This window comes from Paractinoplanes aksuensis (assembly GCF_024137025.1).
In the GTDB taxonomy this organism is placed as follows: Bacteria; Actinomycetota; Actinomycetes; order Mycobacteriales; family Micromonosporaceae; genus Actinoplanes; species Actinoplanes aksuensis.
Window position 1 is genome coordinate 51,631 of sequence record NZ_JAMYJR010000026.1, and the last position, 18,847, is coordinate 70,477.

Annotated in this window: 17 protein-coding genes and 2 riboswitches; of the genes, 8 read left to right on the forward strand and 9 right to left on the reverse strand. The window is 69.6% G+C overall.

Annotation, left to right across the window (positions count from 1 at the left end; translation table 11 throughout):
- Positions 1 to 56 precede the first annotated feature (56 nt).
- Positions 57 to 2,420 carry a glycoside hydrolase family 65 protein gene (locus M1L60_RS22735; protein WP_253239490.1) on the forward strand — a complete coding sequence of 788 codons (2,364 nt, stop codon included), beginning with the start codon at positions 57 to 59 and terminating at the stop codon, positions 2,418 to 2,420.
- 57 nt (positions 2,421 to 2,477) lie between these two features.
- Here the strand turns inward: M1L60_RS22735 and M1L60_RS22740 are convergent, their stop codons facing one another.
- A complete protein-coding gene (locus M1L60_RS22740) occupies positions 2,478 to 3,509 on the reverse strand; it encodes a coiled-coil domain-containing protein (protein WP_253239491.1) in 1,032 nt (343 codons plus the stop codon).
- 3 nt (positions 3,510 to 3,512) lie between these two features.
- Positions 3,513 to 3,645, reverse strand: a riboswitch (cyclic di-AMP (ydaO/yuaA leader).
- Positions 3,646 to 3,855: 210 nt separating this feature from the next.
- Positions 3,856 to 3,988: riboswitch (cyclic di-AMP (ydaO/yuaA leader) on the forward strand.
- Between the two features lie 39 nt (positions 3,989 to 4,027).
- Here M1L60_RS22740 and M1L60_RS22745 point away from each other — a divergent pair.
- The gene (locus M1L60_RS22745; RefSeq protein ID WP_253239492.1) at positions 4,028 to 5,032 is read left to right on the forward strand and encodes a coiled-coil domain-containing protein; all 1,005 of its coding nucleotides are present in this window, start codon (positions 4,028 to 4,030) and stop codon (positions 5,030 to 5,032) included.
- A 137-nt stretch (positions 5,033 to 5,169) separates the two neighbouring features.
- Here M1L60_RS22745 and M1L60_RS22750 read toward each other — a convergent pair whose 3' ends face one another.
- Positions 5,170 to 5,979, reverse strand: coding sequence for an ABC transporter ATP-binding protein (locus tag M1L60_RS22750; protein ID WP_438862145.1), 810 nt, complete (start codon positions 5,977 to 5,979; stop codon positions 5,170 to 5,172).
- Entirely contained in the window at positions 5,936 to 6,832 is an 897-nt protein-coding gene (locus M1L60_RS22755; protein WP_253239494.1) for an ABC transporter permease, read from the reverse strand. The genes M1L60_RS22750 and M1L60_RS22755 overlap by 44 nt, the downstream gene beginning before the upstream one ends.
- 178 nt (positions 6,833 to 7,010) lie before the next feature.
- On the opposite strand from M1L60_RS22755, the gene M1L60_RS22760 reads away from it, so the two are divergent.
- A complete protein-coding gene (locus tag M1L60_RS22760; RefSeq protein ID WP_253239495.1) occupies positions 7,011 to 7,613 on the forward strand; it encodes a TetR/AcrR family transcriptional regulator in 603 nt (200 codons plus the stop codon).
- A 90-nt stretch (positions 7,614 to 7,703) separates the two neighbouring features.
- Entirely contained in the window at positions 7,704 to 8,054 is a 351-nt protein-coding gene (locus M1L60_RS22765; protein WP_253239496.1) for an Atu4866 domain-containing protein, read from the forward strand.
- Positions 8,055 to 8,057: 3 nt separating this feature from the next.
- Here the strand turns inward: M1L60_RS22765 and M1L60_RS22770 are convergent, their stop codons facing one another.
- Complete coding sequence (locus M1L60_RS22770; protein WP_253239497.1) at positions 8,058 to 9,497, reverse strand: MFS transporter; 1,440 nt, start codon at positions 9,495 to 9,497, stop codon at positions 8,058 to 8,060.
- 88 nt (positions 9,498 to 9,585) lie between these two features.
- Between M1L60_RS22770 and M1L60_RS22775 the strand changes: the two genes are divergently transcribed.
- The gene (locus M1L60_RS22775; RefSeq protein WP_253239498.1) at positions 9,586 to 10,296 is read left to right on the forward strand and encodes a TetR/AcrR family transcriptional regulator; all 711 of its coding nucleotides are present in this window, start codon (positions 9,586 to 9,588) and stop codon (positions 10,294 to 10,296) included.
- 55 nt (positions 10,297 to 10,351) lie between these two features.
- Positions 10,352 to 11,908, forward strand: coding sequence for a GGDEF domain-containing protein (locus M1L60_RS22780; protein WP_253239499.1), 1,557 nt, complete (start codon positions 10,352 to 10,354; stop codon positions 11,906 to 11,908).
- A 12-nt stretch (positions 11,909 to 11,920) separates the two neighbouring features.
- On the opposite strand, the gene M1L60_RS22785 is transcribed toward M1L60_RS22780, so the two are convergent.
- Both M1L60_RS22785 and M1L60_RS22790 read right to left on the reverse strand, forming a co-directional pair.
- Positions 11,921 to 12,466: a hypothetical protein gene (locus M1L60_RS22785; protein ID WP_253239500.1), complete on the reverse strand. Its 546-nt coding sequence runs from the start codon at positions 12,464 to 12,466 to the stop codon at positions 11,921 to 11,923.
- Between the two features lie 44 nt (positions 12,467 to 12,510).
- Positions 12,511 to 13,503 carry a LacI family DNA-binding transcriptional regulator gene (locus M1L60_RS22790; protein ID WP_253239501.1) on the reverse strand — a complete coding sequence of 331 codons (993 nt, stop codon included), beginning with the start codon at positions 13,501 to 13,503 and terminating at the stop codon, positions 12,511 to 12,513.
- A 129-nt stretch (positions 13,504 to 13,632) separates the two neighbouring features.
- Here M1L60_RS22790 and M1L60_RS22795 point away from each other — a divergent pair, with 129 nt between their 5' ends.
- Positions 13,633 to 14,865 (forward strand): MFS transporter, encoded by a 1,233-nt coding sequence (locus tag M1L60_RS22795; RefSeq protein WP_253239502.1) that lies wholly within the window; start codon positions 13,633 to 13,635, stop codon positions 14,863 to 14,865.
- A gap of 622 nt (positions 14,866 to 15,487) precedes the next feature.
- Here M1L60_RS22795 and M1L60_RS22800 read toward each other — a convergent pair.
- The 3 genes from M1L60_RS22800 to M1L60_RS22810 all read right to left on the reverse strand — a co-directional run bounded on the left by M1L60_RS22800 (position 15,488) and on the right by M1L60_RS22810 (position 16,874).
- Positions 15,488 to 15,769, reverse strand: a complete 282-nt coding sequence (locus tag M1L60_RS22800) for a hypothetical protein (RefSeq protein ID WP_253239503.1) — start codon at positions 15,767 to 15,769, stop codon at positions 15,488 to 15,490.
- Between the two features lie 227 nt (positions 15,770 to 15,996).
- Positions 15,997 to 16,404, reverse strand: coding sequence for a rhodanese-like domain-containing protein (locus tag M1L60_RS22805; protein WP_438862149.1), 408 nt, complete (start codon positions 16,402 to 16,404; stop codon positions 15,997 to 15,999).
- Positions 16,401 to 16,874, reverse strand: coding sequence for a cysteine dioxygenase (locus M1L60_RS22810; RefSeq protein ID WP_253239505.1), 474 nt, complete (start codon positions 16,872 to 16,874; stop codon positions 16,401 to 16,403). The genes M1L60_RS22805 and M1L60_RS22810 overlap by 4 nt, the downstream gene beginning before the upstream one ends.
- Before the next feature lie 855 nt (positions 16,875 to 17,729).
- Here M1L60_RS22810 and M1L60_RS22815 point away from each other — a divergent pair.
- Positions 17,730 to 18,821: a neprosin family prolyl endopeptidase gene (locus tag M1L60_RS22815; RefSeq protein ID WP_253239506.1), complete on the forward strand. Its 1,092-nt coding sequence runs from the start codon at positions 17,730 to 17,732 to the stop codon at positions 18,819 to 18,821.
- The last annotated feature ends 26 nt before the right edge of the window (positions 18,822 to 18,847 follow it).

Genomic DNA, 18,847 nt, shown 5'->3' on the forward strand with positions numbered 1-18,847 from the left:
GTATCAGCGTTTATATCGAAAGACTTTCTCCTTTCTGATTTGCGAGAGGCACCACCGTGATCCGTGAACGGGCTTATCCCGTCGACCCTTGGCACATCCGGGAGACGCGACTCGACCTGGACCTGCTGGCCCAGTCCGAGTCGGTGTTCGCGCTGGCCAACGGGCATATCGGGATACGCGGAAACCTGGACGAGGGCGAGCCCCACGGCCTGCCGGGCACCTACCTGAACTCGTTCTACGAACTCCGCCCGCTGCCGTACGCGGAGGCCGGCTACGGCTTCCCCGAGTCCGGCCAGACGATGGTCAACGTGACCAACGCCAAGCTCATGCGGCTGCTGGTCGACGACGAGCCGTTCGACGTGCGCTACGGCGAGCTGCGGTCGCACGAGCGCGTGCTCGACCTGCGGGCCGGGACGCTCGAGCGCACCGTCGAATGGGTGTCACCTTCCGGACAGGCGATCCGGGTCCGCAGCGTGCGGATGGTCTCGTTCACCCAGCGGTCCGTCGTGGCCTTCCTGTACGAGGTCGAGCCGCTCGACGGCCCGTCCCGTCTCATCCTGCAGTCCGAGCTGGTCGCCAACGAGCAGCTCCCGCCGATGAGCAAGGACCCCCGGGTCGCCGCCGTGCTCGACCACCCGCTGCAGGCCGAGGAGATGCTCGAGCAGCGCACCGGCGGTCTGCTCGTGCACCGCACCAAGGCCAGCGACCTGCGCATGGCGGCCGCCATGGAGCACCTGGTCGAGACGCCGGGCAAGCACGCGGTCACCACCGAGGGCCACCCGGACTGGCTGCGCACCACCGTGGCCTGCAAGCTCGAGCCGGGCCAGAAGCTGCGCGTGGTCAAGCTGGCCGCGTACGGCTGGTCCAGCCACCGCTCGCTGCCCGCCGTGCGCGACCAGGTCGGCGCGGCCCTGGCCAGCGCCCGCCTGGACGGCTGGGAGGGCCTGGTCGAGGCCCAGCGCGAATACCTCGACGCCTTCTGGGACCACTCCGACGTCAAGGTCGAGGGCGACCCCGAGGTACAGCAGGCGGTCCGCTTCGGGCTGTTCCACACGCTGCAGGCGGGCGCCCGGGCCGAGCAGCGGCCGATCGGCTCCAAGGGCCTGTCCGGCCCCGGCTACGACGGCCACACGTTCTGGGACGCCGAGACGTTCGTGCTGCCCGCTCTGACGTACACCCAGCCCTCCGCGGCGGCCGACGTGCTGCGCTGGCGGCACTCGACGCTGGATCTGGCCCGGGAGCGGGCCCAGACGCTCGGCCTGCAGGGCGCGGCCTTCCCGTGGCGCACGATCCGCGGGCAGGAGTGCTCGGCCTACTGGCCGGCCGGCACGGCGGGCTTCCACATCGGGGCCGACATCGCCGATGCCGTCCGCCGTTACGTGCAGGCCACCGGCGACTACGACTTCGAGCGCGAGATCGGGCTCGAACTGCTGGTCGAGACCGCGCGGCTGTGGCGCTCGCTGGGCCACCACGACCGGCACGGCCGCTTCCACATCGACGGGGTCACCGGTCCCGACGAGTACACGGCCGTGGTCGACGACAACATCTACACCAACCTGCTGGCCCAGCAGAACATGCTGACCGCGGCCGACGCGGCCAAGCGGCACCCCGACCTCGCCCGCAAACTGGGCGTGGACGAGGAGGAGACGGCGAGCTGGCGCGACGCGGCGGCCTCGGTGCACATCCCGTTCGACAAAGAGCTGGGCGTGCACCAGCAGTCCGAGGGCTTCACCCGGCTGCAGGAGTGGGACTTCGAGAACACCCCGCCCGAGGCGTACCCCCTGCTGCTCAACTACCCGTACTTCGACCTGTACCGCAAGCAGGTGGTCAAGCAGGCCGACCTGGTCATGGCGATGTACATCCGCGGTGACGCGTTCACGCCGGAGGAGAAGGCGCGCAACTTCGCCTACTACGACGCGCGTACGGTCCGGGACTCGTCGCTGTCGGCCTGCGTCCAGGCGGTGATGGCGGCCGAGGTCGGCCACCTCGAGCTGGCCCACGACTATCTGGGCGAGGCCGCCCTGATGGACCTGCACGACCTGCACCAGAACTCGCGGGACGGCCTGCACATCGCGTCGCTGGCCGGCACGTGGATCTCGCTGGTGGCCGGTCTGGGCGGTATGCGCGACTTCAACGGTCAGCTGTCGTTCGCGCCGCGCCTGCCCAGCCGGATCAACAACCTGGAGTTCTCGCTGCTCTGGCGGGGGCTGCGGCTGCGGGTGAACGTGACCGCCGAGGACGTGACGTACTCGCTGCGCAACGGCGGCGGCTCGGCCCGCCTGGTGCTGCAGCACCACGGCAAGGACGTCGAGGTAACCCAGGTCAAGCCGGTGACCGTGCCGATCCCGCCGGCGCACCCGGTCGGCCCCGCGCCGACCCAGCCCGCGGGGCGCGCTCCGGTGCGGCGGATGACCTCGTAGGAAGTGCAGCAAAAGGGCCCCGGAGAAATCCGGGGCCCTTTTTACGCGTACTGGAAATTAAAGCATCGAGACGTGCACGTGGTCGGTGTGCGCGCTCGGCCCGTGATAAGCGCTCCAGCCCCGGGTCGGGAACCAGATCTGCTTGTACCAGATGACGTAATAGATGCCGAGGCGGTCGGCATTACGTACGAGGAAAGCCATCAGGTTGTTGCCGTAGGTCTTCATGTCGGCGTTGTGCGCGACCGCGAAGCCCCGGTCTTGCAACGACCAGTCGCAGGCCCGGCCCTTCGGATGCTCGAACGGACCGCCGTCACGGTGGCAGCCGACGAACCGGTCGAAGCCGGCCTTCTGCGTTTCCTTCAGCATGTGCAGCGTGCGTGAGGTGATGCAGCCGCCGGTCGTGGGGTCGTCGACGTTGCACGGCAGGCTCGGGAAGCCGCCGCTCGAGTCGCGCGGCGCGGGCGCGGCGATCGGCGACTTGGCCAGCACGACGCCCTGGGTCAGGCTCTGCCCGCCGACCAGCGCGAGCGCCTTTTCCGCGGCCTCTTTCTGCTTGCGCATCACCACGAAGTTGGTCTGCTGCTTCTTGACCTCGGCGTCGAGCGCGGCCTTCTTCGAGTTGACCTCGTCGATCGCCTTGTTCAGCTCGGCCAGCTTGCGGTCCTGAATGGTGTTGATCTCTTCGAGCGAGACCGCCTTCTGCAGGAAGTCGCTCGAGCCCTGGCTGCCCAGCAGGAAGCCGGCCGCGCCGAGGTGGCCCGTGCGGTACTGCTGCGCCGCGATCGCGTTGACCTCGGGCAACAGGGCGAGGCGACGGCCCTGGGCGACCTTGATGTCGGCCGCCAGCCGCTTCTGCGCAGTGGTCGACTTGGCCACCGCTGCCTTGGCCGCGACGAATTTGCGGTTGGAGGACTCGATGACGTCGTCCAGCGTCGCGTTCTTGGCGACGGAGCCGCCGGCCTCGTCCGGGGTGGCAGAGGTGCCGCCATTGGGCTCGGCGCTCGCCGGGGAGGCGGGCGCGGCCAGGAAAGAGAGGGCCACGATCGGCGCCAGGGCAAGCATCAGCCACCGGCGGGGTCGTACGGTCAATGCAGTTCCTTCCGGTAAACCGCCGACCGGGTTAGCTGACGGGTTCGGGACGGAAGCGATCCCTACCGCTGACGCGGATGCACCCCACTGACCTGGTTCCCCGGCTCGCCTCGCGGCGATTGGGCGGTGGCCTGCCGGCACCTCGGGGGCGGCGCCTCTTCGGCAGAACCGGAGGCCACTTTACCCGAGAGTTCGCTTCGCTTCAGCGTCGCGGAATGGCTATTTCGTAGTCGTCCCAACACATTCCGTGATTGCCGTGACTGCTAGTCAAAGGCCAATCGCAGTGCGTGCGATAACTGTCGATCGTTCGATGAGTTGGGTATGGTCGGTGGCGGTCTCCACCCCCAGGGGGCCGCCGCCTAATCGCCTCCGGGCGAGCCGGGGAACCAATCTTTCCGGGGTGCATCCGCGCAAGCGGTAGGGATCACTTCCGTCCCGAACCCGTCAGCTAACTCGGTCGGCGGCCGACGGAAGGAACAGGTGTGCGGCACAACACTGTCCGGCGAAGATTGGCGTCCATGACGGCGCTGCTCGTCGCTCTCTCCGGCCTCATGGTCGCGGTGGCCGGTCCGGCCGGCGCGGCGCCCGGTGACAACGGTGACGACGGCGAGGGCGCTCCCAAGTCACTGATCCAGCAGCTCGAGGCGGCCTCCAAGGGCTTCGTCGAGGCCAAGGAGGCGCTGGAGCTCTCCCGCAAACGACAGACCCGGTTGGCGGCGCGGGTCAAGCAGCTCGACGCCGAACTCGCCCCCCGGCAGGCCGCGATCGACGAGATCGTCCAGCAGTCGTACCGGACCGGCCGCCTCGGCCCGATGACCGCGTTGCTCACGGCGAGCTCGTCCGGCAGCTTCCTCGACCGGGCCGAGACGCTCGAGACGGTGGCGGTTAAGGAGAACGCGGCCGTGGCCGAGCTCAAGGCCAACCGGGACGCGCAGCAGCGGGCCAAGCTGGCCATCGACGCCGAGGTGCGGAACCAGCAGAAGCAGGTCAACCTCATGGCCAAGCGCAAGATTCAGGCCGAGAACGCGCTGAAGGCGGCCAACACCGGCGGGGACGCCGACGAGCCGACCGACAAGCAGGCCAGTTCGAGCGACAAGGCCACTGCCGCCCCGCGGAACAAGGACGGCTCACTGCCCGACGAGAACTGCACCGAGAACGACCCCACCACCAGCGGCTGCATCACGCCCCGCATGCTGCACGCGCTGAAGCAGGCCCAGGCCGACGGCTTCACCCGCTACGTGGCGTGCTTCCGCGAGCAGAACAGCGGGGAGCATCCCAAGGGGCAGGCCTGCGACTTCGCGGCCGAGAAGAAGGGCTTCGGCGGGGTCGCGTCGGGCGGCGACAAGACGTACGGGACGAACCTGGCCAACTACTTCATCAGCAACTCGAGCCGGCTGGGCGTGCTCTACGTCATCTGGTTCAAACGCATCTGGCTACCGAGCAGTGGCTGGAAGGCGTACTCCCGCGGAAACGGGGACCCTTCCAGCGACCACACGAACCACGTCCATCTATCTGTTAGATAGCTTCGCTTCGCTCAGCAGGCAAACGCCTCTCTAGCTGGTGAGCAGGGGCGCGATTTTCCGCCGTCCGCAAACCCCGCGGCCGTCGAAAAACCGAGCCCCTGCTCACCAGCGGCGTTTGCGACCTACGACTCCTACCCCTACTTGCTGACGTAGGTCTCGTACTCCTTCAGCACGTCGTCGGTTGTGCCGTCGGCCCGGATCACGCCGGACTCGAGCCAGATGGTGCGCTCGCACGTGTCCCGGATCGACTGCTCGCTGTGGCTCACCAGGAACACCGTGCCGGCCTCTTTGCGCAGGTCGCGGACACGCTGCTCGCTGCGCTTGCGGAACTTGGCGTCACCGGTGGCCAGGGCCTCGTCGATCAGCAGCACATCGTGCTTCTTGGCCGCCGCGATCGAGAACCGCAGCCGGGCCGCCATGCCGGACGAGTACGTCTTCATCGGCAGCGAGCTGAAGTCACCCCGCTCGTTGATGCCGGAGAACTCGATGATGCCGGGCGCCTGCTCCTTGACCTGGGCCGGCGTCATGCCCATGGCCAGGCAGCCGAGTTCGACGTTGCGCTCGCCGGACAGATCGTTCATCAGGGCCGCGTTCACCCCCAGGAGGGACGGCTGGCCGGCCGCGAAGATGCCGCCGCCCCGCTCGACCGGCAGCAGCCCGGCGATCGCCCGCAGCAGCGTCGACTTGCCGGAGCCGTTGGTGCCGATCAGGCCGATCGCCTCGCCCTTGTAGGCCACGAAGCTGACGCCCTTGACCGCGTGCACCTCGCGCACGGCCCCGCTCTTCTTGCCCGTCACGATCCGCTTGAAGCTGGCCAGCGGGGTGTTCGAGCCCGCCGCGGCCGACCCGTAGATGCGGTAGACGACGTGCGCGTTGTCCGCGATGACGGTTGGTTCCCGCTGGTCAGCCACGGCCGTAACCCTTTTCTCCGCGCCAGAAGTACACATAGCCACCGAACCCGACGAGCACGGTCCAGATCGCGGCCTGGACCCACAGCCACGGAGCCGGAGTGGCCAGCTCGACGTTCTCCATCAGCGCGTGCCGGACGAGCTCGATGTAGATCAGCATCGGGTTGGACTCGACCAGCGCCAGCTGCCAGCCGTCGATCCGCTCCGCGAAGAACGTGACCGGGTAGAGCACGGCCGACCCGTACATCCAGATGCGCAGGATGTAGGGAATGAGCTGGCGGATGTCGGTGACCTTGGAGATCAGGCGGCTGACGAACAGGGCCAGGCCCGTGTTGAAGATCGTCTGGAAGATCAGGGCCGGGATCAGCAGCAGCCACTGGACCGTGATCGGCTCACCGGTGAGCAGCACGATCGCGATCAGCACGACCATCGAGGCGAGCATGTTGCGCACCTCGACCAGGCTGACCGCGATGGGCAGGCTGGCCCGGGGGAAGTGCAGAGCCCGGATCAGCGCGATGTTGGCCGTGATCGACTGCGAGCCGGCCTGAACCACCGACTGGGTGAAGCCGAAGATGAAGACACCGGCACACAGGTACGCGATGAAGTTGTCGACGTCCTGCTTGGTGTTGATCAGGACACCGAAGATCAGGTAGTAGACGCCCGCGTTGATCAGCGGCGTGAGGAGCTGCCAGACCACGCCCAGCTTGGTGCTGCCCAGCGAGGCGCTCACTTTGGCGTTGGCGAACGCGGCTATGAAGTGGCGGTAGGACCACAGGTGCCGGGTGTATTCCGGCAGCCGGGGCAGGCGCCCGGCCTTCGTCAGGCCGTGACTGCGGGCCAGCTCGGTGAGCGATGGCCCGGTGTCGGAATCGGCAACCGCCGTCTGAGCCATGGGGTGGTGCTCCGATCTCGTCGGCCCGTGCGGGGTGCTGGGCCCTGGTTCCTTAGGCGAGAACACATAAGCAGCATGTCAAGTCGCTGCCGATGGAACGGCTTCGTATCGACGTGCGGAGAGGTTATCCGACCAAACGGCGGAACGCAACCGTTACGTCCTGGCGTATAGTGACCGCGTGGCGACAGGAAAGCGTGCACCAGCCGGAGCGGCCGTACTGCGGAGCGACATCACCGTCGCGATCCGCGACGCCGTGATGTACGAGCTGGCCGAGGTGGGTTACGGCCGGCTGTCCATCGAGGCAGTGGCCCGCCGGGCCGGCGTCGGTAAGACCGCGATCTATCGGCGTTGGAGCAACAAACTCGAGATGGTTCTCGAGATCGTGTCGGACGTGGCCGGGCGCAGCGTGCCCCTGCCCGACACCGGCAGCTTCGCCGGCGACCTCCAGCTCATCATGATGATCGTCAGCCGGGCTCTGCAACACCGGATCGCGTCCCAGATCATTCCCGACCTGATGGCCGAGGCGGCCCGCAACCCGCAGATCGCCGAGACCCTGCAGAAGGCCCTGCGCACCCACCAGCAGGCCGTCGGCGAGAAGCTGGTCGGTCAGGCCGTGACCCGCGGCGAGCTGCCCCAGGGCACCGATCCCGACCTGGCCGTCGACCTCATCCTGGGCCCGCTGTACTGGCGGCTGGCCGTCTCGCGCAGCAAGCCCGACAGCGACTACCTCGACAAGTTGATGGCCGCGGTGACGGCCGCCCTGCGCAGCACGGCGGACTGACCGCAACCGGGTTGCACCGGCCGGTTGGTGCGAGACGGCCACCCGGCGGCCGAAGGGGAGGGCTCCATGCCCCCTGACTTCGGAGCCTTCATGCACCAACACGTGGACACCGCCGTTCTGGACGCGGCCGCCCTTTTCGCGATCGCCATGGGCGGGCAGGCGGCCGAGCAATCCGGCCCCCCGGGGCGTGGGCCCGCGAAGGTCGCTGTCTCGGCGCCGGTCGGTAGCTGGCTCAGCGCGGATGGCACAGTTCGTCTGGATATCAGGACTGACGGAACGTACGCGGGGAAGGTGGCGGGGCGCAAGCGCCGTCCGCACGGCACTTACGCCCTCACCGGCCGAACCCTGACCCTCAACGACGACTCCGGCCTGCGGACGCCGGTGGCCGTGGGTGACGACGTGCTCGAAATGGCCGGCCACCGGCTCGGCCGGGCCGGCTGACGCTCAGTGCTCCGGGCCGTCCGGCCGGGCCCGCCGGGGCAGCAGGAAGGACAGGCCGAAGGCCAGCGCCAGCAGCGCGAACGCGACCCCGGCGGTGCCGATCGTGGCGTCCTCGAAACCCTGCCGCGGCACCAGCGCGAAGAAGATCGTGCCGAGCACGGCCAGGCCGAACGCTCCCCCGAGCTGCTGCACCGAGGTGAGCGCCCCGGCGGCTGAGCCGGTCTCCTCGTCGTCGACGCCGGCCAGCACGATGTTGAAGAACGGCGCCATCGCCAGGCCCATGCCGGCCCCCATCACCAGCAGGGCCGGAGCCAGCCGCCACGGAGTGACGGCGGCGCCGGCCAGGCCCACCGTGGTCATGAAGCCGACCGTGCCGGCCATCATCACCGCCGTACCGGAAAGCAGCAGTTTGCGACCGTATCGCTCACTCAACCCCGAACCGGCCGCCACGAACCCGGCCAATGTGCCCAGGGCTTGCGGCAACGATGTGAGACCAGCTTTGAGCGGCGAATAGCCGAGCCCGACCTGCAGATAGATGGTGAAGACGAGCCCGGTGCCGATGAGGGCCGCGAAGAACACCAGGCCGACCGCCAGCCCACCGGTGAACGCGCGCTTGCGGAACAGGCTGAGGGTGACCAGCGGGTCGAGGCCCCGGCGCTCACGACGGCCCTCGTAGAGCGCGAACAGCCCGAACACGACCACACCGGCCGCCAGCAGCCCGAAGCACCAGGCCGGCCAGCCCAGCTCGCGGCCTTGGACCAGCGGATAGAGCAGCAGGAAGGCGCCGACCGCGGCCAGCACCACCCCGAGGCCGTCGAGGCGGGGGGAACGCTCGCTCTTGAACTCGGGCAGGAACTTGATCGCGCCGATGATCGCGAACAGGCCCAGCGGCAGGTTGATGAAGAAGATCATGCGCCAGCCCGAGCCGAAGAAGTCGGCGTCGACCAGCCAGCCCGCCAGAATCGGACCGGCGACCGAGGACAGGCCCAGGACCGGCCCGAACGTGCCGAACGCCTTGGCCTGCTCGGCCGGCGAGAACATCTGCTTGATCATGCCGAGGCCCTGGGGCAGCATCACGGCGCCGAACAGGCCCTGCACGGCACGGGCGGCGATCAGCTGGGCCGGGGTCTGGGCCAGCGCGCAGGCCAGCGAGGCCAGGGTGAAGCCGGTGGCGCCGATCAGGAACAGCCGGCGGCGCCCGTAGATGTCGCCCAGGCGACCACCGGTGAGCAGGCCGATCGCCATGGCCAGCGTGTACCCGGCGCCCAGCCATTGGATCAGGCTGTACGACCCACCGAGCTCGGTGCGGATGGCCGGGCCGGCGATGTTGGTGACGAGCGCGTCGAGCAGGTCCATCACCTCGACGGTGAGGATCACGAACAGCGCGACCCAGCGGTAGCGGTAGAGCGGGGGTTGTCTCGATTGCTCGAGTACGGCATCCATGGTGTGCGACCCTCCTGACGAACGGTGTTCGTTGACCGAACACCGTTCTACGCGCGAACAGTGTTCGTCGCAAGGTAAATTCGCCTACGTGACAGAACTGCCCTGGCCGCCCGGCGCCCGGCCCGCCCGGCCCGCGAAGACTCCCCTGGCCCGGGGACCGATCGTGCGGACGGCGCTGCGGATCGTGCGCGACGAGGGGGTCGACGCGGTGAGCATGCGACGGCTCGCGGCCGAGTTCGACACCGGGCCGTCCAGCCTGTACGCGCACGTGCGCAACAAGGACGAGCTGCTCCAGCTGATGTTCGACGAGATGTGCGGCGAGGTCGGCGTACCGGAACTCGATCCGCCCCGCTGGAAGGAGCAGATCAAGGAGCTCGCCCGGGCCGGGCACGCCGCCATGGTCAGCTACAACGACCTGGCCCGGGCCGCCCTGGCCACCATCCCCAGCGGCCCCAACGCGCTGCGGATCTCCGACGCCATGCTCGGCATGGCGCTGGCCGGCGGCGTCCCGTCGCGGATCGCCGCGCTGGCCCTCGACCGGATCTTCCTCTACATCACCGCCGACGCCTACGAGTTCTCGATCTGGCGCCGGCAAGCGGCCGGCGCCGCCAAGCAGACGTTCGTCGACTCCATCTCCGACCGGTACCTCGGCTACCTGCGCCGGCTGCCGCCCGCGGACTACCCGAACCTCGTCGCGCACGCCGACGACCTGGTCGGCGGCGGTCCCGAGGCCCGCTTCGACCTGGGCCTGGAGCTGCTCGTGGACGGCTTGGACAAGTACACGACAAAATCGGCTTGAGATAAGTCGACATCCCCGGTAGTTGATCGCACCGTCCAGTGTTGATACTGGGACCATGGAGGGCGAGATCGATCCGGGTAGACGGCTGCCGGTGCCGGTCACCGTGCTCGGCCCCCTGCACCTGCTGGCGCAACGTGTGCACCGTCTGGCCAACACCGGCCACGGTCACGAGGCGCTGAAGGCGGCCGACGCCTATCTGGCCATCGCGCACGCCGTCGGTGACAACCGCACTGTCCTGTTCCTCGTGCAGGGGCAGATGTACGCCAACCTCTACATGGGACGCCTGATCGAGGCGGCCGACCTCGGCGAGCGGCTGCTGCGGCTGCATCAGGCGGCCGGCTCGACGCTGGGCGAGGCCAAGTGCTTGTGCGACGTGGCCCAGGTCGACGTCCTGCGTGGACGCTACTTCGTCGCCATGCGCAATCTGGCCCGGGCGGCGGTGCTGCTCGATCTGCCGTACACCGATTTCGGGCGGCGCATCTCGGCCCTCTGCTCGTTCGCCGAGGCGGCCACGGCGGCTGAGATGTACGAGACCGCGGCGACCACGTACGAGAAGCTCAGCATCACGCACGCCAACTTCGGCCTGGTCCACGCGGCCACCCTGCTCTACTGGGGGCTGCGGCTCAGCCACGTCGGCCGGCACGACGAGGGGGCGACCCGGCTGCGGCGCAGCGCCGAGATCACCCGCCGCCAGGTCGAGCAGCGCCCCGACGACATGGTGGCCACCGCCATGCTGGCGCTGGCCCTGGCCAAGCTGGGTGACGTGGTGCCGGCCGAGAAACTGGCCCGCGAGGCGGTCATGCCGCTGCGCCAGTCCGAGAACTTCCGGTACGCGCGGGTGGCCCATCTGGCCCTCGGCATCAGCCTGCGTACCCAGGGTGCGCTGGCCGAGGCCCGGACAGAGTTCGTGGCCGCCCGCGAGCTGTGCGCGTTCAGCCCCCGCCCCGACGAGAAGCCGATCATCCGCTTCGAGATGGCGCTGACCGCCCTGGCCACCGACGACGGCCAGGCCGGGCGGGACATGTTCGAGGCGGTCGAGGGGCAGACCCGCGAACTGTGGCGGCTGCGCATGCAACGGCTGGCCATGTTGCGCCAGGCCCGTCAGCGCGAGGAGTCCGAGGCCGCCCGCGAACGGGCCGAGCGCGAGGTGCTGCGCGACCCGCTGACCGGGCTCGACAACCGGCGCCGCTTCGACCTGCTGATGGACCGCATCGACCGCGGCCTGACGGCGGCCCCGCTGGTGCTGCTGATCGTCGACGTCGACCACTTCAAGGCCATCAACGACGCGTACTCGCACGCCACCGGCGACCGCGCGCTGCGCGAGGTGGCCCGGATCGTGCGCGCGCACTGCCGGGCCGAGGACGTGCCGGTCCGCTACGCCGGCGACGAGTTCGCCGTGTTCCTGCAGGGTGATCTGGCCATCGGGCGCGAGGTGGCCGAGCGCATCCGGGCCGCCGTCGCCCGCACCGACATCATTCCCGGCGTACGCCTGACCGTCAGCGTCGGTCTGGCCGTGCTGGGCGAGGGCATGTCCGGCGAGACCCTGTTCCGCGAGGCCGACGATCGGCTCTACGCGGCCAAGTGGAGCGGCCGCAACACGATCTCGTCGTAGCCGGTGGCCCCCTTACTTCGGTTTGACGATCCCCGAGCGGCCGCTGTAGAGGCTGCGCGAATTGTCCGGACCGCGCGGGGTGTCCGGGGCGTCGAGCCACACGACGTACGCCGCGCCGGGCGTCAGCCCGCCGATGGTGGCACTGCCGCTGCAGCCGCTGCCGGTGGTCACCGTCTGCCACTTCGGCTCCGGCTGGGCCCCGCTGACGATCTCTTGCGGCACGGCGGCCACCCGGTAGACCTTGCCGTAGCGGGCGGGCCACTCGACCTTCAGTGAGCCCGCGCCCGGCGTCACGACCAACGGGATGAGGACCTGGCCGACGTCGATCTGCCAGGGGATCGCGCAGGCCGAGCTGGTGGGCAGGAACGAGACCGGGGGCAGCGCGGGCGGATACGAGCCGCCGCGCCGGGCCGCCGGGCTCGAGGTGGCCTGACCCGGCACGACGTTGACCCAGGCCTCGCCCGGAGCGGCGGTCGGGCTGGCACCGGTCGACGGGTTCGCACCGCCGCACGCGCCCAGCAGGAACGGCAGCACCGTGAGCAGGCAGACTCGGCGCATCTCTCCCCCCTTTCCCCTCCCGTTCGGCGCGGAAGAGCGGAGGCTTAGGCCTGGCCGGTCGTTCCGCGTACCACCAGGCGCGGCGGGATCACCATCTCGCGATGAGCGACCGGCGCGCCCTCGATGCGCTCGACCGCCCGGGCCACGGCCAACGTCGTCATGGTCTCGATGTCCTGCGCGACAGTGGTCAGATCGATGTGCGCGAGCCGGCTGAAGCTGCTGTCGTCGTACCCCACGACGCTGATGTCGCCCGGCACCGAGAGCCCGTGCCGCCGCAGCACGTCGAGCAGGCCGGTGGCGCTCAAGTCGTTGAAGACGGTCACCGCGGTCGGCGGCTGGTCGAGCAGCTCCCGGGCCGCGCGGGCGCCGTCCTCCTCGCCGAAACCGCCGATCACCACCCTTTCGTACGCCTGCAGGCCGTGCCCCCGCATGGCCTCGCGGTAGCCCTGCCGCCGTTCCGCCGACGACAGCCACCGCCCGCCGTCGACGTGCGCGATGTTCTGATGCCCGAGCGCGACGAGATGATCGACGGCGAGGTGGAGCCCGCGCCCGTCGTCGGTGCGCACGACGTCGACCTGCCGCTGCCGCACCGTCCGCATCATGGCCACCACGGGCAGCCGCCCGGCCAGGGTGGCCAGTTCGGCCGAGGGGATGCGCGGCCCCAGCAGCACGAGGGCGGCGCACCGGTCCTGCAGGAGGCCCGAGATCGCCGTACGCTCGTCGCGCCTGGGGGTGACGGCGCTCAGAGTGAGCTCGTAGCCGACCCGCTCGGCCGCGTCGTAGAGGCCGGTCAGCAGGTCGTCGTGGAACGGGTGCATAACCCCGAAGACCACGCCGAGCAGCCGGCTCTGCCCGCTGCGCAACAGGCGGGCCCGGCTGTCGGGCTGATAGTCGAGCTGCCGCGCCACCTCGAGCACGCGGGCGCGGGTGGCCGCGCTGGCCCCCGGCGCGTCCCGCATCACGATCGAGACGAGCGCCACCGACACGCCCGCCGCCGCCGCCACATCAGCCAGGGTGACCCGCCGCTCGCCGCTCATGATCCGCTCGCTGCGGCCGTCAGGTGTGGCCGGGTGACCCGCCGCTCGCTGCTCATGAACGGAGAATTTACCTGTGATCACTAGAACGTTCTAACCCCGACACGACTAGAACGTTCTAGAGTCGGAGTCGTGGAGAACCTCACCGCCGGCCGCCGCTGGGCGGCCCTGCTCGCCCTCGCCCTGGGCGGCTTCGGCCTCGGCCTGACCGAGTTCGTGGCCATGGGCCTGCTACCGAACATGGCGCAAGACCTGCTGCCCGAGGCGTACGCCCGATCGGCCCCCGACGCGGTCGCCACAGCCGGCTGGATGATCACGATCTACGCCCTGGGCGTGGTCGTCGGCGCCCCCACCATCGCCGCCGTTTCGGCCCGCCTCCCACGCCGGCGCCTGGTGCTCGTGCTGCTCTCGACGTTCGTCATCGGCACCGTCGCCTCGGCCCTGGCCCCCACATTCGGCCTGGTGCTGGCCGGACGCTTCGTGGCCGCGCTGGCCCACGGCGCCTACTTCGGCGCGGCCGGCCTGCTGGCCGCGACCATGCTCGGCCCCGGCAGCCAGGGCAAGGGCTTCGCCATCGTGCTCGGCGGCCTGACCGCGGCCAACGTCTTCGGGGTACCCCTGATCACGGCGTTGGGCCAAGCTGCGGGCTGGCGCATCGCCTACCTGGCGGTGGCTGGGGTATTCGCCTGCACGCTGCTGTTCGTGCTGTTCACCGTGCCCGAGGTGGCGGCCGCGCCGGGCGGTTCGCCACGTTCGGAACTGGCCGCCTTCAAATCCCCGCACGTCTGGCTGGCGGCGGCGGTGGCGGCGATCGGGTTCGGCGGGTTCTTCGCGGTCAACAGCTACATAGCGCCGGTCACGACCCACGTGACCGGGCTGCCGGAGTCGTACGTGCCGTGGGTCCTGGCCGTCATGGGCATCGGCATGACCGCGGGCAACGCCCTGGGCGGTTTCGCCGCCGACCACAACTTGCGGCGCAGCGTGCTGCTCGGGTTCGTCGCGATGATCGGGACGATTGCCCTGTTCGGCCTGGTGGCGTCCAATCCCATCGGGCTGTTCGCCGGGGTGTTCCTGGTGGGGGCGGCGGCGCTCTTCATCGGGCCGGCGCTGCAGGCGCGGTTGATCGCGGTGGCGCCCGGAGCCCAGCTGATGGGGGCGGCGGTCAACCAGTCCGCTTCCAACGTCGCCAACAGCGCGGGGGCGGCACTGGGCGGCGTGGTGATCGCGGCCGGCTGGGGTTACCTGTCATCGGTGTGGATCGGTGTTGCGCTGGCCGTGGCCGGTCTGGCCCTGGCCGTCGTGAGCCTTCGACTGGACCCGGCCACGTCCAGCACCGAACCGTCCCGGGAGCCGGCCACGGTCTGAGCCGCCGCCGCGGGCACACTCGTGCTCCGGCCGGCCGAACCGTTCCGTCCCGCGCTGGCGATGGTCTGGACTGCCGAAACTCCCTGCGTACCCGTTTCGCCCAATGTGGACGACGTGGCGGCCGTGCCGCTCGCCGCGGTCGGCTGGGGCCCCGCGACGTAGCTGGCCGGACTTTTCGACACGGTTGGCTGGGCTGCACGGCGCGAGTGGTCGGGCTGCACAGCGTGGCGGGTTGGATTGCGGGACGCGGTTGGCTGTCCCGGACGGCGGGTTGGGCTGCACGACGCGGTTTGGCTGCGCCGGGCGACGGGTTGGCCTGCGCGACGCGGTTTGGCTGCGCCGGGCGACGGGTTGGGCTGCACGACGCGGTTTGGCTGCGCCGGGCGACGGGCTGGGCTGCGCGACGCGGTTTGGCTGCGCCGGGCGACGCGGTTGGCTGGGCCGCGCGACGTGGCTGGTCGGGTCGCACAAGGCGAGCCGGCCCCGGGTTGAATATCCAGGGGCGCCACGTTATCGCGAAACGGGCGCCGATCTGGCACTTCGGAGTTCAGCGTGTGGATAACGCTCGAGCGAGCCAGCGGCAGCCGTTGCGCCTGTGGATAACGCGGGGGGATTTTCAGGCTCACGTCGTACCGTCTGGGCCCGCCCCCTGGTGGGGTGGGGTGGGCTGGTGGGTTGAGGTCTTGGTGTTGGCGCGGGTGGGGCGGCGGTGGGTCAGCCACCAGAGCATCAGGGCCGCTGCCAGCAGGCCTGGTCCCATGTGTACGGCGAGGACGCCGGCCAGGTGGGGGCCGCCCCAGTCGTTGCGGTAGGTCGACGGGTCGCCGAAGTCGATCACGAAGGGTTCGGCCACTGCGCGGACGATGAAGTACAGACCGATGACGAAGACAGGTATGCGCCACATGCCTCCGGACGCTAGGCCCGCAGCTCGCGTCCGAGGAGGGGGATAACCCCCAGATCGCCCCGAATTCGTCGGCCTCGCGCCGTCGGAAGGCGCCGGCCCTCAGCCGGGCCCGCAATCATCGGGTGCCTCCGGCAAGACCTGCGCCCAGCCCGCGCTCGGCACGCGTCTCGGGCAAGGGCAATGCCCACGCCCGGCTCGGGGGTGTGTGCCCCGGGCCGGGGTGATATTTACGCTGGGCTGGGGATTGTCGGGAGGCCGGCGTCGCGCCAAGCGGCGAAGCCGCCGTTCAGGTCGGTGGCTCGGTGCAGGCCGAGGTCTTGCAGGGCGGCCGCCGCCAGGCTGCTCGTATAACCCTCCTGGCAGGTGACGATGACCTCCAGGTCGTAGCTGTCCGCGAACGGCAGCCGGGCGTCGCTGCGGGGGTCGAGGCGCCACTCGAGCACGTTGCGTTCGATGATCACGGCGCCGGGGATCTCGCCGTATTGGGCCCGCTGCGCCGCGGGGCGGATGTCGACCAGCACGGCACCTCGGCCCACTGCGGCCGCCGTCTCCAGGGGGCCTACTCGGGTGAGGCGCGTGCGGGCGTTGGCCAGGATCTCGGCGATGCTCAGGGAGCCGGCCGGGGCCGCGGTCACCACTGGGCGCCGGCCCGTTCGACCGTGAGCACCTCGAGGCTTGCCGCGCCGAGGCGGTACTTGGTCATCGTGGTGAGGGCCGGGCCGTACACGTGGACGCTGATGGCGGGGCGGTGCGAGCGGTTCGTCATGCGGTGGACGTGGTGGGAGCCGAACCTGCGGCCGGCTCCTTCGCCCAGTTCGCGGGAGGTCACGCGGGGCGGGCGGCCGTCGGTCAGGGCCACCGTGTCCTCGGTGAGGGTGCCGCCGAAGACGTGGAACGCGCCGGCCGAGCCGCCGTGGTCGTGCCATTCGGTGCCCTGGCCGGGGAGCCAGGTCAGCAGCCAGACCTCGTGGTCGTCGGCGACGTGCAGGCGGTGGTACCAGCGGTCGACGGGGTTGAAGCGCGGGGCGACGGGCCACTGCTCGGGGGCGTCGGCGAAACGGGCGGCGACGGCGAGATGGTCGGGACGGGCGTCGACGACAGTCACGGGAGCTCCTCGCTTTTATACATTGCCTATCAGTCCTATAGGTTTAGGGCCACACTACCGTCCGCGGGGCCGGGGTGGCGGGAAGTCGGCCGAACAGGATCATGTGGTGTCGCGCACCACGGGGAAACCGCTGGTCAGCGGGGACAGCAAGCGCTGGCGCACCGCGCCAGATCGATCGCCAGGTCGGCGATGAGAGGGATACCCATCCGCTGCATGGTCAACATGCTGGCCCGCGGGCGGCGCCGCGTCAAACGCCTTCCAGAGTGTGAGAGCGAGGACAAATGGCGTCGGCCGAATCGCTGAAAGCGGGACAGATTCGCGAAACCGCGAGATCGGATATATCCGGATAGGTTGCGAGAATTTCGATTGCGCACAGTGACGGCTCGGCTGAAGTTGATATTGCGGTCCGTCGATCTGTCCCGAATCCGCCCCGGACAAGGGGATTCGCGCGCTCGAGGGGCACTGTCCACTGGCGGGATCTGAAAGAAGCTCACGGCAGTTAGCCTCTTTCTTTACCAAGCGCGAATGACGCCCTCCGGAGTCGTCCCGATACGCTCCGTAAATTAAATGCGCTGTTGTATCACCGGATCGGCTCACGGCCTCAGCCGTTAAGGCGGAAATCAAGCTGAGCAAGCGCTGGGCAATCGAGAAAGCTATATGGTGACCTCGCCGCCGAGAACCGGTGCCGGAGGCAGCCTCGCCCCCTCCTCCGACCCCCCGATCAACGAGGACGGACACGTGTTGAAGTCACGCCGCGGTCTCCTAGCCGCCGGCCTAGCGGTTGCCGTGGTCGGCGCCATCGGCGTCGTTTCTACGGTGAGTGCGGGCGCCGACCAGATCGCGAGCCCGCCTGAGGTGAGTGCGAGTGCGGCCGCGGGGGGCGCCGACGACTCGCCTGATGCCGAGAGCGACGAGAGTCCCGACGCCGACGCGGTGGTGGCCGGCGCCGCGCAAGCGATTGCGCCGCCGCCGACGCTGCCCTGGGGCGACAAGCCCAAGCGGATCAAGAAGGGCCGCGCCGGCGCCACCAGCAAGACCCTGAAGGCCGAGGGCCTGTCGGCCGCCGCGCCCGACGCGAGCGGTTCGCTCGTGCCGCGGCCCCGGTACGGCCCGAAGGGGCGCAGCGGCGGCAAGGCCGGCGTGATCCGCACCGAGCAGACCGAAGCCGTGCCGCCGAAGCCGGTGGGCCTGAAGGCCGCCGACAGCAACGTCAAGTACCTCTACAACGTGGGCTCGCAAGGCGCCGACACCGCGGGTGTCTTCGCCAACGTCACCATCGGCAAGCCCGATCTCGACCGGCTCGACTTCCACTCGCTGGCCGAGGTCGCGCTCCAGTCGAAGGACGGTAAGCAGATCGTCGAGATCGGCTGGACGGTCGACCGCCTGGTCAATGGGGACGACGACCCGCACCTGTTCGTCTTCCACTGGATCAACGGCGAGCCGACCTGTTACAACAAGTGCGGCTTCGTCCAGTCGAGCAGCACCATCAAGCCGGGCGACACCCTCACGTACGGCGTCACCAAGAAGTTCGGCATTCAGTACGTCAAGAACGCCTGGTGGGTCGCGTACGACACCGAGTGGGTCGGGTACTTCCCCGAGAGCATCTGGAACGACAAGGGCATCGAGTTCAAGCGCTCCGGTCTGCTCCAGGTATTCGGCGAGGTCGCCGCCGGTCGTGACTTCCCGTGCGGCACCGGCATGGGCAACGGCACCATCCCCGAGAAGGACACCGCGGCTCGGTTCTCGAGCGTCGGTTACGTCGACGGCCCGCCGGTCGACCTGTACATGCGCCCCGAGATTCCGAACACCAAGGCCGGCGAGGCCCCGTTCTTCAAGGTGATCGCGGCCAAGGACACGACGGTCGACCCGCCCGTCGACTCGAAGCGCTCGTTCCGTTACGGCGGCCCGTCCAAGCCCGATTCGTACTGCAAAAAGCCTGAGAGCTGACATGTGACGCGATGCCCGGTCCCGGC